This is a genomic window from Arthrobacter sp. NicSoilB4 (assembly GCF_019977335.1).
Lineage (GTDB): Bacteria > Actinomycetota > Actinomycetes > Actinomycetales > Micrococcaceae > Arthrobacter.
On sequence record NZ_AP024653.1, the window covers coordinates 750,371 to 763,164 of the forward strand.

Genomic DNA, 12,794 nt, shown 5'->3' on the forward strand with positions numbered 1-12,794 from the left:
AGCCCCCCCGGCACCACCCAAGTAACTAGCAGCAGGGGCCGTTTTGAGAGCTCAAAACGGCCCCTGCTGCTAGTCAGTTGGGCTGCCGCGGTGCGGGGCTTTCTGCTGGGGCCAGACGGAGCTAGACGCCTGCGTGGAGCCGGGGGAGCGCATCTACCAGGGGCGCCAGCTCCGGCACCTCCTGCGCCTCGGCCAGCGCACGCTCCAGTGTGGCGTCATGGCTGGGCCTTGCCTCCTCCAGCAGTTTGATCCCGCTCGGGGTCAGCTCGGTGTAGATTCCCCGCCGGTCATCGGCGCACAGGATCCGGGTCAGCAGGCCCCGGTCCTCGAGCCGGTTGACCAGGCGTGTGGTGGCGCTGGCGCTCAACGCGGTTGCCCGGGCCAGCTGCTGCATCCGCATGTGCCAGCCGTCCTGGCGGCTCAGCGCATCCAGCACGGTGTACTCCACGACAGACAGTTGCGCCGCGGCCTGCAGCGCGCGTTCCAGCTCCGCCTCGATCAGTCCGTGCAAGGCCGCCAGGGTCCGCCAGCCTTGCGCCCGGACCTCGACGGCGTCGTCCTTGATGCCCATCAGTTCTTCCCTTCAGATCGGCCTGCCCGGTCCCGAAAAATCACGGAACACCCACAGCCCACAAATTAGTTGCTTGCGCGGCATAGTTGCTTGTGCAACAATAAATAACGCGTCTGCAACTAATAGCTTACGCTTCGCAATTCTTTCCGTACAGTTTTGAAGGAGCTTCTCCATGCCCATTGGCCTGATAGCACTCGCCCTCGGCGGGTTCGGGATCGGACTCACCGAGTTCGTCATCATGGGCCTGCTGCCCGAGGTGGCCGCAGACTTCCGGGTCAGCGAGGCCACGGCTGGCTGGCTCATCTCCGGCTACGCGCTCGCCGTCGTCGTCGGGGCCCTGCTCCTGACGGCCGCGGTGACCCGCTTCGAGCGCAAGCCCGTCCTGGCCGTGCTGATGGTGCTCTTCATTGCCGGCAACCTGGTCTCCGCCGTCGCGCCCGACTACTGGACGATGATGGCCGGCCGCATCATCGCGGCGCTCGCGCACGGCGCCTTCTTCGGCATCGGCGCGGTGGTCGCCGCCAGTATGGTCGCCCCCACCAAAAAGGCCGGCGCGATCGCCATCATGTTCACCGGGCTCACGGCGGCCAACGTCCTGGGCGTTCCCTTCGGCACGATGCTGGGCCAGGCCGCCGGCTGGCGGTCCACGTTCTGGGCCATCACGGGCATCGGCGTCCTTGCGCTCGTGGGGATCCTGACGCTGGTCCCCAATACGGGCTCCGGTGACGCTACCTCCGGCGGGTTGCGCGGCGAACTCCGCGCCTTCCGGTCCGGCCAGGTCTGGCTCTCCATCCTGGTCACCATCCTTGGCTACGGCGGCATGTTCGGCGCCTTCACCTACATCGCGTTCACGCTGACCGAGGTCACCGGATTCACGGCCTCCACCGTGCCGTGGCTGCTCATCTTGTTCGGTGTGGGCCTCTTTATCGGCAACACCGCCGGAGGAAAGGCGGCCGACCGGAACGTGGACCGCACGTTGTTGGTGGCGCTCTCCGCGTTGGTGGTTGTCCTCGTGGCGTTCGCCCTCACTGCCGGCAACCAGCAGCTGACCATCGCCTCCATGGTGCTGTTGGGTGGCTTCGGCTTCGCCACCGTCCCCGGTCTGCAGATGCGGGTCATGAAGTACGCCACGACGGCGCCCACGCTGGCGTCCGGCGCCAACATCGGGGCCTTCAACGTGGGCAACGCGCTCGGTGCGTGGATGGGCGGCGTGACCATCTCCGCCGGGCTCGGCTACACCTCGCCTATCTGGGCGGGTGCCGGCATCACGCTACTGGGCCTTGCCGTCATGGTGTTCGCGGCGGCCGCGGCAAAGCGGCATGACGCCGGACCTGTCACTGGAGGCCCGGAAACGGGTGAAGCTGGCGTGGATTCCGAGCGGGAAGCGGAGCTCCAGCGGGCCTAGGGGCCTCACGGCAGTGTGGATCTAACGACGACGGCGGCCTTTCGGGGCCGCCGTCGCCGTCGTTTTCCGGGCGGTGCTGCTCCGCCGAATGCCTGCAATCCGGTGCTTCTTTACGGGGCACGGGTCAATCGTTACGTGATTACATCCTAATGTCAGGACAAACTATTGACATTAGTGAGCCAAGTCACCATGATCAGTTGTAGATGGCTCACGGACTGACGCAACGAAGCGGTCGGCGTGGCCCGGATCAAAGGAGATTGATCGTGACCAAGTTCTCGTGGCGGAAGACGGCCCTCGTGGCGGCCGTAGTACCCATGCTGGCCCTGAGCGCGTGTTCCAGCACCGGTGGCAAGCCCGCAGACTCAGGCAATGCGGCCGGCGGTGGCCAGGTCGCCACCACAGAGCGGATGAAGATCGCGCTGATCACCCATGCTCCGGCCGGTGACACCTTCTGGGACACGGTCCGCAAGGGAGCCGAAGAGGCAGCTGCAAAGGACAACGTTGAGTTGCTGTACACGGGCGATCCGGAGGCCGGCCGCCAGGCCCAGCTGATCGAGCAGGCCGTGGACCAGAAAGTGGACGGCATCGCGGTGACACTGGCTACGCCGGACGCACTGAAGGATGCCCTGAAGAAGGCCTCCGACGCGGGCATCCCGATTGTCAGCCTGAACGCCGGCGAATCAGTCGCCACCCAGCTCGGAGCCTTCACACACTTCGGTTCCAACGAACAGCTTGCCGGCCAGGCCGTGGGTACCAAGCTGGCCGAGGGCGGGTTCAAGCACCCCGTCTGCGTTATCCAGGCGCAGGGCCATGTCGGCCTGGAAGCCCGGTGCGCCGGCGTGAAGTCAAAGGTACCCGGGACCGAGATCCTGTACGTGAACGGTGCGGACATGACGTCGGTCGAGTCGACCGCGACTGCAAAGCTGCAGGCATCCAAGGATGCTGATGTCATCATCGGGCTGGGTGCTCCCATCACCCTGACGCTCCTGAAGTCCGTGGCGACCGCCGGAAGTACCGCCAAAGTTGCCAGCTTCGACCTGAACAAGGAACTGGCGCAGAAGATCTCCGACGGCAGCGTGCTGTTCACGGTGGACCAGCAGCCCTGGCTCCAGGGCTACGGTGCCGTTGATGCGCTGTGGCAGAACAAGCGCGGCGGATTCAGCATCGGCGGCGGTCAGGCGGTCCTGACCGGCCCCGCCATCATCGATCAGGCAAACGCAGGCGATGTCCTGAAGTTCGCCGAGCAGGGTATCCGCTAACAGCCCGCTGGCCGGGCCGGCCCAGGGCCGGCCTGGCAGCAAGGAGAACTATCATGACCATCACCCAGACAAAGACCACAGCACCGGCGCCCGATGAGCGCGTCGCCAAGCGCAGCCCGTTCCAGAAACTTCTGGGACGTCCCGAGGTCGGTGCCCTGGTGGGCGCAATCGTCCTCTTCATCTTCTTCGCGTTGGTGTCCCCGACCTTTACCCAGCCCGGGGCCCTGGCGACCATTTTGTACGGTTCCTCCACGATCGGGATCATGGCGGTGGGGGTGTCCTTGCTGATGATCGGCGGGGAGTTCGACCTCTCCACCGGTGTCGCCGTGATCACCTCGGCGCTGACGGCGTCGCTGTTCAGCTGGAACTTCAGTACCAACGTCTGGGTCGGCGTGGGCCTGGCCCTGCTGGTGTCCCTGTCCATCGGCTTCATCAACGGCTGGATCCTGATCAAGACCAAGCTGCCTTCCTTCATCGTCACCCTGGCCACGTTCCTGATGCTGACCGGCCTGAACCTGGGCCTGACCCGGCTGATCGGCGGCTCGGTGTCCTCACCCTCGATCTCGAACATGGACGGCTTCGCCTCGGCCCGGGCGGTGTTCGCCTCCTCGGTGAGCATTGGCGGGGTCGACGTGAAGATCACGGTGTTCATCTGGTTCGCGCTGGTCGCGGTGGCCACCTGGGTGCTGATGCGGACCCGGGTGGGGAACTGGATCTTCGCCGTCGGCGGGGACGCGAACGCTGCCCGCGCCGTGGGTGTTCCGGTCAAGGCCACCAAGATCGGCCTGTTCATGGCCGTGGGGTTCTGCGCCTGGATCCTGGGCATGCACAACCTCTTCGCCTTCGACACCGTGCAGTCCGGTGAAGGCGTGGGCAACGAATTCCTCTACATCATCGCCGCTGTGATCGGCGGCTGCCTCCTGACCGGCGGCTACGGCTCGGCGATCGGCGGCGCGATCGGCGCGTTCATCTTCGGCATGGCCAACAAGGGCATCGTCTACGCGCAGTGGAACCCGGACTGGTTCAAATTCTTCCTCGGCCTGATGCTGCTGCTGGCCACCATTGTCAACCTCATCGTCAAGCGCCGCGCGGAACTCAAGTAAAGGGGCTTAGAGAAATGAATGCCAACGAAATCGACCAGCAGACGCTGCTCCAGAACGAAAAAGACCCCCTCACCCACACCCCGGTGCACCTGCTCTCCCTCGAGGGGGTCGGCAAGCACTACGGCAACATCATCGCCCTGTCCGACGTCACTATGGCCGTCGACAACGGCCGTGTGACCTGCGTGCTTGGCGATAACGGTGCGGGCAAGTCCACACTGATCAAGATCATCGCCGGCCTGCACCAGCACGACGCCGGGATCCTGAACATCATGGGCGAGGAACGCAAATTCTCCTCCCCCCGCGACGCACTGGACGCCGGCATCGCCACCGTCTACCAGGACCTCGCCGTCGTGCCCCTGATGCCGATCTGGCGGAACTTCTTCCTCGGGTCCGAACTGACGTCCGGCTTCGGCCCGTTCAAGAGCATGGACGTCGACAAGATGAAGGAGATCACGCTCAAGGAACTCGCCGAGATGGGCATCGACCTGCGCGACGTGGAGCAGCCCATCGGCCAGCTCTCCGGCGGTGAACGCCAGTGTGTCGCGATCGCCCGCGCCGTGTACTTTGGCGCGAAGGTCCTGATCCTCGACGAGCCCACCGCGGCCCTGGGCGTGAAGCAGTCCGGCGTCGTGCTCCGCTACATCCTGCAGGCCCGCGACCGCGGCCTCGGGGTCATCTTCATCACCCACAACCCGCACCACGCTTTCCCGGTCGGCGACCGGTTCCTGCTGCTCAAGCGCGGCAAATCAATCGGCTACTACGACAAAAAAGACATCACCCTCGACGAGCTCACCGCCCAAATGGCCGGCGGCGCCGAACTCGCCGAACTCGCGCACGAACTCGAACAACTTGGCGGCCACAGCGACATCGTCAAGGAAGTCAAGAGCGAGGTCGCCGACGTGGCCCAGACCACCGGCAAGTCCTACTAGCACCAGCCGTCCCGATTTTCGAAAGGAAAAGCCTTTGGCTTACCTGAACCGCACCCCGTCCGACGCCACCCTGCCCGTGAGGATCGGGCTGATCGGCTCGGGCTGGATGGGCGCTTTCCACGCCGAGAGCATCGCCCGCCGGGTCCCCGGCGCCGAGCTCGCGGCCATCGCAGACCCCAATGTTGAGTCCGCCGCCGCGCTGGCGTCCGTCCTCGGTGCCGGCAAGGTGACGGCCGACGCCGCCGACATCCTTGCCGACCCGGAGATCGACGCGGTGATTATCGCGAGCCCCGCACGCTTCCACTCCTCGCTCATCGCCCAGGCCGCCGCCGCCGGCAAGCACGTCTTCTGCGAGAAGCCGGCCGGACTGGGCCTCGATGAACTCGACGCCGCCCTCGCCGCCGTGGAGGCAGCCGGGGTGCACTTCCAGATCGGCTTCAACCGCCGGTACGCGGAGGACTTCCAGGCCGCCAAAAAGGATCTGGCCGCCGGAACGGTCGGGACGCCGCAGCTGCTGCGCTCGCTGACGAGGGATCCGGGCACGGGAAGCATCCCGAACGCGGCCAGGGTCCCGGCGTGGACCGTCTTCCTGGAAACCCTGATCCACGACTTCGATACGCTCAACTGGTTCAACGAAGGCGCCGAGCCGGTGGAGGTCTACGCCATTGCCGACGCGCTCGTGGAACCCGGACTGCGCGACCAGGGCTTCCTGGACACGGCAGTCGTCACCATCCGCTACAGCAACGGTGCCATCGCCGTGGCCGAGGCAAACTTCAGCGCCCTTTATGGCTACGACATCCGCGGGGAAGTCTTTGGCTCCAAGGGCATGGTGCAGGCCGGGCGTGCCACGGAAACCGCGACGCGCCGGTACACCGCAGACGGGATGTCGGCCGACACTCCGCGGCTCAACGTGGAGCTCTTCCGGCAGGCGTACACGGATGAACTCTCCGACTTCGCCGAGGCCGTGCGCGCACGGCGTGACGGCCGCAGTGACGATACCGTGCCGTCGTCGGCCGCTTACTCGCTCACGCCCGGAGCAGCGGACGCCCGGCGGGCGCTGGCCATGGCGCTTGCCTGCATCGAATCGGTCAAGCGCGGGACCCCAGTGGCAGTCAAAGCAGTGGCAGTCAACACGGTGGCCGCCGCCACGGGGTCCGTCAAAGAGACGGCAGTCCTCTGATGCGTCTTGCCGTCTGCGCGGAAATGGTCTTCACCGACCTCCCGTTCACGGAGCGGGTGCGGCGGATCCACGAGGCAGGCTTCGACGTCGAACTCTGGGACTCCCGGACCAAGGACATTGGTGCCCTGAAGGCCACCGGGGCGGTGTTTTCCTCCATGACGGGATACACCGCCGGCAGCCTCGTGGATCCCGACACGGCCGACGACGTCGTCCGGACGGCGGAGTCGCTGATCCCCACCGCCCTGGAGCTCGGCGTGAGCCGGATGGTGGTGCACCCGGCAGAACTCATCGACGGCCAGGCGGCCCGCCCGGTCTACCGTGCCACCGGCCAGATGTGGACCACCGGCGCCCGGACCCTGGAACGACTGGGCAAGCTCGGCGAGAGGTACGGGCTGACCTTCTGCCTCGAGAATCTCAACACCATCCTCGACCACCCCGGCATCCCGCTGGCCCGTGCCAAAGACACCTTGGCACTGGTGCAGGCCGCCGGGCACCCGAATGCGAGGCTCATGCTTGATCTCTACCACGCCCAAATGGGGGAGGGAAACCTGATCGAGCTCGTCCGGAACGCCCTGCCGTACCTTGGCGAAATCCAGGTGGCGGATGTTCCCGGGCGCTGCGAGCCCGGAACCGGGGAGATCAACTATGCGGGCGTCGCCACGGCGCTCGCGGAGGCCGGCTACGACGGCACCGTGGGCATGGAAGCTTGGGCCAGCGGCGACAGCAACGCGGCCCTCGAGGCCTTCCGGGCAGCATTCACCGTGCCCGCACTACACACGGGAGCACAAGTATGAAAGACGTCATCCTCGGACTGGTCGGAGTAGGGCGGATCGGCGTCATGCACGCCAACAACATCGCCTCGCTCAACGACGTCCTGAATCCGCAGGGCATCAACGTCCGGCTCCGGCTTACGGACGTTGCCGAAGACCACGCCCGCTCCATAGCCGCCGGACTCGGTGCCGAGTTCGTTCCGTCCGTGGAGGCGCTCCTCGCCTCCGGGCTGGACGGGCTCGTCATCGCCACGGGGACCGGAACCCACCCGGACCTGATCAAGGCCGGGGTGGACGCCGGGATCCCGGTCTTCTGCGAGAAGCCCGTGGCGCTGAACGTGGCGGACGCCCTGCCGGTGCTCGACTACATCCGGGAGCGGCAAGGAGTGGTCCAGATCGGCCATCAGCGCCGCTTCGACGCCGGCTACCAGGCGGCCCGGCGTGCCTACCAGGCCGGCGAGCTTGGCTGGATCCACTCGCTGCGCGCCGTCACGTGCGACATGACGCCGCCGCCGGTCGAGTTCCTGGCCGGCTCCGGCGGGCTCTTCCGGGACTGCTCGGTCCACGATTTCGACATCCTGCGCTGGCTCACCGGCCGGGAAATCGTCGAGGTCTATGCCAGGGGCTCCAACAACGGGGATCCCGCCATCGGGGAGGCCGGCGACGTGGATACGGCCCTCGCGCTGGTGACGTTTGACAACGGCACCGTCGGCACGGTCTCGGCCACCCGGTACAACGGTGCCGGCCACGACGTGCGCTTGGAAATCCAGGGCTCGCGCAGTTCGCTGATGGTCGGCCTGGACGACAAAACGGCGCTGGCCTCGGCCGAAGCCGGGATCTCGTTCCCGGCCGGGGAGCCCCACCGCACCTTCGCCGAGCGCTTCGACCAGGCCTACCGCTCCGAGATGGCGGCTTTCGTGGAGCTGATCCTGGGGCGCCGGGAGAACCCCTGCACCCCGGAAGATGCCGTAGCTGCCTCCCGCGTGGCGGACGCCGCCCAGGAATCGCTCGCCACCGGCGTGCCGGTCCGCGTGGTCCAGACCGTGGCCCACTGAACGGGCGCTCTGAACGGGGCGCTCCACCCCGGTTCCGTCACCGGGGTGGAGCGCCGAAGAAGACAGAGAACCCCGGAGCCCTCATGGCTCCGGGGTTCTCTGGCTTCCGCGGGGACCGCGCAGTTCAGGAGTGCCGTTCAGGCGGCCCTCTCAGGCGCCGAACGGCAGCCGCGGGTCGATGTCCTGGCCTTCCCAGGTCTGGCGGATCCAGCCGTGGTGCGGGTCGTCGCTGATGAGCCAGTCGCGGACCGGGCCGGGGCCCGCCATCACGTTGAGGTAGTACAAGTCGTAGCCCGGTGCCGCCATGGCCGGGCCGTGCCAGCCGTAGGGCACCAGCACGACGTCGCCGGTCCGCACCTCCGCGGAGACGTCGATGGGCCGCTCGTCTGAGGCGTAGACCCGCTGGTAGCCGATCGCGTCCACCAGGCCCGGCCGCGAAGGGTGGCCCTGCGCGGCCCGGGTTTCGAAGTAGTAGATTTCCTCGAGGCTGGTCTCGCCGTCTTTTTCCTCGTCGTGCTTGTGCGGGGGATAGGAGGACCAGTTGCCGGCCGGGGTCAGGACCTCGCAGACGATGAAGCGGTCCGCTTCCAGCGCCGCGGGCGTGCCGAAGTTGTGGACCTGGCGGGAGCAGTTGCCGGCTCCGCGCAGTTCCACCGGCGTCTCGGCGGCCGTGATGAGGCGGGTGGGGTAGGACGCTCTTGCGGGAGCTGTGGCCACGGCCACGCGTCCGCCGTCGGCCGAACTGATGGTCACGGCCTTGCCGGTTCCCGTGTAGAGGACGTCGCTGGGACCGCTGAAGACGCTGTCCCGGCCGGCCAGCCGGTACTCCCCGCCCTCAACCGACACCGTGAAGGAGCCGTTCAGCGGGACCATGATGCGTTCCTCGTCCGCGGCGGGAAGTTCGACGGCGGCCGCCGCCCCCAGCGTTGCGACTTTCAGCCCTGTGTGGGCCCAGCCCTCCACCTCCACGGTGGAATCGGACGTGCCAATCGAGACGTCCCATTTTCCCTGGGTGGCGGTGCCGAGCGGATAGACCCAGTTGGCCATGAGTTCTGCCCTTTCGTTGCTGCGCCGGAGGAAGGCGCGGGTGTATGCGGGTGGGGAGCTTCAGTGCGCCGGGCAGTTCCCAGGGAGTCCGGCGCGGGCAGCGCCTAGCGCTGGACGAGCGTCATTTCAAAGCTGTAGGAATCGGCGCGATAGACGTGGTGGCCGGTCTCCACCTGGCGCCCGGTGTCGTCCACCGCAGTGCGCTCCATGGTGACGAGGGCCGAGCCGGGGGTGGTTTCCAGGAGTGCCGCCTGGTAGTCGTTGGCGATCATGGCGCCGATCCGCTGTGAGGCGAGCCGGAAGTTCACGCCGCCGTTGCGCAGGATCCCGTAGAGGCCTTGTGAGCCCAGGAGCGCTTCGTCGATGGCGGTGATGTCATCGCGGACCCAGTTCTCCATCAGGGCCAGCGGTTTCCCGCCGACCTTCCGGAGCCGGGTGAAGTGGTAGACCTTCGCGCCGGCGGGAAGCTGGAGTGCCGCCCGGGTGGCGGCGTCGGCCTCGTCATGGGAGAAGCTCAGCACGTCCGTGGTGGGCTTGCTGCCGTTGTTGCTGAGGTCATCGAAGAGGCTGGAAAGCTCAAGGGGGCGCCGGACCTGGCTCGAAACCACCTGGGTGCCGACGCCGCGCTTGCGCACCAGCAGGCCCGAGCGGACCAGCTCGTCCATGGCCTTGCGCATGGTGGGGCGCGAGAGGTTCAGTTGGGCGGCAAGGTCGATCTCGTTGTCGAGCCGGCTGCCCGGGGGGAGGACACCGCCGTGGATCGCGGCCTCGATGCCCTGGACCACTTGGTGGTAGAGAGGTATCGGGGAGGACCGGTCGATGTTGAGATTAAGTTGATTAGCCACTTTTTGTATAGCCACTGTTCAAGCGCTCCCTTGTGCCCCGGACCGGAAACCCGGTGGGGCCGCCGTTCACTAGTCCGGCGTATGTTCTCTTGATAGGACATACTACCTAAGTAAATGCTATCAGGGGTAGCGGGTGGTGTCAGGACAAAATACGTGGATCTATCGTCCCCGGCAGATCTCCACAAAGGCGCGGAACGGTGCCAGCCGTTCTGCGGCCGGGAGTTCCAGTGCCTCGGGGTGCCACTGCACTGACGCGACCCAGCGCTCCGGGTCCTCCAGCGCCTCGATGGTCCCGTCCTCGGCCACCGCTGTCACTATGAGTCCTTTGGCGACCCTGGCTACTGCCTGGTGGTGGCCGGAGGCAATTTTGACGGTGATATTGGTGGGGTTCCCACCTTCGGCGTCCACCTGGGCGCCGTCCCGGTTGGCACCGTACAGTCCGGCCACCTTGGTTCCGCCCCGCACCTCGACCGCGTGCCAGGCCCACGGGCCTGCCCCGTGCACGGGCGCGGGCTCCCGGTGCGCCACGGTTCCCGGATCCATGTCCTGGATCAGGGTGCCGCCGTAGAGGACGTTGACCAACTGGTGCCCCCGGCAGACGCCGAACACCGGCAGCCCGGCGCCGATCGACCGCCGCGCGACGGCGAGGTCCAGTTCGTCCTGGGCGTGGCTGACGTCGTAGCAGGCGTCACCGGGCGCTTCGCCGTAGAGCCCGGGGTCCAGGTCTCCACCGCCCGGCAGGATGACGCCGTCGAGCGCCTCGAGAGGCTCTACCGGTGACGTGAGCAGCACCGGTTCGCCGCCGCCGTCGCGCACCAGGTCCACGATGTAGTCGAAGAGCCCGTTGGCCTCCGCCACCCGCGGATCCGGGTCCGCGGAGCTGCTGAGCCGGACGGGAATGCCGATGCGGGGCCGGCTGCTGCGGGGGAGGGGCGGAGTCTGCATGATTTATTCTGCATCAGATCGGCCGGAGCTAGGATTGCCGGATGACGAACAGATATCTCGTGTCCCGCAGCCGCTTCATCGCGGCCGCTCCGGAAGCCATCTTCGAGGTGCTCGCCACGCCGGCACTGCACAGCGTGATCGATGGCTCCGACACCGTCAAGGGTGCCCAGCCGCGCGGCCCCGAGCGGCTCGCGCTTGGTGCCAAGTTCGGCATGGAGATGAACATGAAGCTGGACTACAAGATCCTGAACACCGTCTGCGAGTTCGAGGAAGGCCGACGGATCGCGTGGCGGCACTTCTACGGCCATGTCTGGCGCTATCTCCTGGAGCCCGTCACGGATGACGCCGGCAACCCGGGCACCCTTGTCACGGAACAATGGGACGCCCGGCTGGTCCGCGGCAAATTCTTCCTGCGGCTCGCGGGCTACCTGCGGCGGCACCCTGCCAACCTGGAGAAGACCCTCGCCAAACTTGACGCCTACATGACCTCCGAGGCCGCATCCGGCGCCGGATCCGGTTCCGGCCCGGGTCAACTCCACTAGGCGCCCCGGATGAGTGCCGCCCGCAGTCTGCACCCCAGCCCGCGCACGCTGGAGGTCGAAAGCCTGGACAGCTTCGACCGGCTGGTCGCGGCCGGGTCGCGGTCCATGCAGGGCTGGCACGCCCAGTCGCTGGACCTCCGCGGACGGAGGGCGCAGCTCGAGGCCATGCGGGCGCAGGGCGGAATCTTCCTCGGGTGCACCTTCGACCCCGGCGTGGAAGATTCACTGCGCAGCCGCGGCGCCCTCATCTTCCCCAAGCTTGAGGCGGTGCCGTTCAACCCCTACCGCGGGCGGCTGTACACCCCGCAGGAGCTCTACGAGGGGATCGCCGACTCGCGCTATGAAGACACCCCGGATGCCAGGGTGTACCAGTGGAGCATCCGGCCGGGGCAGCGCCATCGCCTGGACGCGACCCTGGCCGCGGCCCTGCACGACCACTCGATCGGCGATGCCCTCGATGAGCTGACGCGCTCGGACTTCTGCGCCGGCCGGACCATGGTGGGTGTCATGGGCGGGCACGCAGCGCACCGCGGTTCCGGCGTGTTCGAGGAGGCCGCGCTGCTGGGGCGGCTGCTGGCACGGGAGGGCCGGGTGGTTGCCACCGGCGGCGGTCCCGGCACCATGGAGGCGGCCAACCTCGGCGCCTACCTGAGCGATGCCCCAGAGCATGACTTCCGGCGCGCCCTGGACGACCTCGCTGCGGTTCCCGGGTTCCGGCCCTCTGTTTCGGCGTGGGCGCGGTCCGCCGCCGCCGTCGTCGAACGCCATCCGGGCGGCACGCCTTCACTGGGTGTTCCCACCTGGTTCTACGGGCACGAGCCGCCGAACTTCTTCGCCACGCACATTGCAAAGTACTTCGCCAACGCCATCCGCGAGGCCATTCTCCTGGAGCTGTGCAACGGCGGCATCGTGTTCCTGCCCGGCTCCGGGGGGACGGTGCAGGAGATCTTCCAGGACGCCTGCGAAAACTACTACGGCACGCCGGAGACCATCATGCCGATGGTGCTGGTGGGGCAGGAGCACTGGCTGCGGCGCTACCCGGCGTGGCCACTGTTGCAGAGCCTCGCGGCCGGACGGGGGATGGAGAACCGGATCTTCCTGGTGGACACGGTGGAAGAGGCGCTCGCCGTCCTGGACACTTAG

The 12,794-nt window shown here is 67.1% G+C and carries 13 protein-coding genes; 9 read left to right on the forward strand and 4 right to left on the reverse strand.

What is annotated here, in order from left to right:
• Positions 1-121: 121 nt before the first annotated feature.
• Positions 122-571 carry a MarR family transcriptional regulator gene (locus LDO13_RS03530; protein WP_224048687.1) on the reverse strand — a complete coding sequence of 150 codons (450 nt, stop codon included), beginning with the start codon at positions 569-571 and terminating at the stop codon, positions 122-124.
• Between the two features lie 172 nt (positions 572-743).
• Between LDO13_RS03530 and LDO13_RS03535 the strand changes: the two genes are divergently transcribed.
• From LDO13_RS03535 to LDO13_RS03565, 7 genes are all read left to right on the forward strand, one after another.
• Entirely contained in the window at positions 744-1,976 is a 1,233-nt protein-coding gene (locus LDO13_RS03535) for an MFS transporter (protein ID WP_224048688.1), read from the forward strand.
• Positions 1,977-2,239: 263 nt separating this feature from the next.
• The gene (locus LDO13_RS03540; RefSeq protein WP_224048689.1) at positions 2,240-3,235 is read left to right on the forward strand and encodes a substrate-binding domain-containing protein; all 996 of its coding nucleotides are present in this window, start codon (positions 2,240-2,242) and stop codon (positions 3,233-3,235) included.
• Between the two features lie 53 nt (positions 3,236-3,288).
• On the forward strand, positions 3,289-4,338 hold the full coding sequence (locus tag LDO13_RS03545; protein WP_224048690.1) for an ABC transporter permease: 1,050 nt from the start codon (positions 3,289-3,291) through the stop codon (positions 4,336-4,338).
• Positions 4,339-4,352: 14 nt separating this feature from the next.
• A complete protein-coding gene (locus LDO13_RS03550; RefSeq protein WP_224048691.1) occupies positions 4,353-5,267 on the forward strand; it encodes an ATP-binding cassette domain-containing protein in 915 nt (304 codons plus the stop codon).
• 34 nt (positions 5,268-5,301) lie between these two features.
• Positions 5,302-6,447: a Gfo/Idh/MocA family oxidoreductase gene (locus LDO13_RS03555; RefSeq protein WP_224048692.1), complete on the forward strand. Its 1,146-nt coding sequence runs from the start codon at positions 5,302-5,304 to the stop codon at positions 6,445-6,447.
• A complete protein-coding gene (locus LDO13_RS03560) occupies positions 6,447-7,241 on the forward strand; it encodes a TIM barrel protein (protein WP_224048693.1) in 795 nt (264 codons plus the stop codon). Before LDO13_RS03555 ends, LDO13_RS03560 begins: the two co-directional genes overlap by 1 nt.
• Complete coding sequence (locus LDO13_RS03565) at positions 7,238-8,272, forward strand: Gfo/Idh/MocA family oxidoreductase (RefSeq protein ID WP_224048694.1); 1,035 nt, start codon at positions 7,238-7,240, stop codon at positions 8,270-8,272. Before LDO13_RS03560 ends, LDO13_RS03565 begins: the two co-directional genes overlap by 4 nt.
• A gap of 150 nt (positions 8,273-8,422) precedes the next feature.
• On the opposite strand, the gene iolB is transcribed toward LDO13_RS03565, so the two are convergent.
• From iolB to LDO13_RS03580, 3 genes are all read right to left on the reverse strand, one after another.
• Entirely contained in the window at positions 8,423-9,319 is an 897-nt protein-coding gene (gene iolB, locus LDO13_RS03570) for a 5-deoxy-glucuronate isomerase (protein ID WP_224048695.1), read from the reverse strand.
• Between the two features lie 104 nt (positions 9,320-9,423).
• Positions 9,424-10,164, reverse strand: coding sequence for a GntR family transcriptional regulator (locus LDO13_RS03575; RefSeq protein ID WP_224048696.1), 741 nt, complete (start codon positions 10,162-10,164; stop codon positions 9,424-9,426).
• Positions 10,165-10,323: 159 nt separating this feature from the next.
• Complete coding sequence (locus LDO13_RS03580; protein WP_224048697.1) at positions 10,324-11,109, reverse strand: gamma-glutamyl-gamma-aminobutyrate hydrolase family protein; 786 nt, start codon at positions 11,107-11,109, stop codon at positions 10,324-10,326.
• Between the two features lie 41 nt (positions 11,110-11,150).
• On the opposite strand from LDO13_RS03580, the gene LDO13_RS03585 reads away from it, so the two are divergent.
• Positions 11,151-11,651, forward strand: coding sequence for an SRPBCC family protein (locus LDO13_RS03585; RefSeq protein ID WP_224048698.1), 501 nt, complete (start codon positions 11,151-11,153; stop codon positions 11,649-11,651).
• A 9-nt stretch (positions 11,652-11,660) separates the two neighbouring features.
• Positions 11,661-12,794 (forward strand): Rossmann fold nucleotide-binding protein, encoded by a 1,134-nt coding sequence (locus tag LDO13_RS03590; protein WP_224048699.1) that lies wholly within the window; start codon positions 11,661-11,663, stop codon positions 12,792-12,794.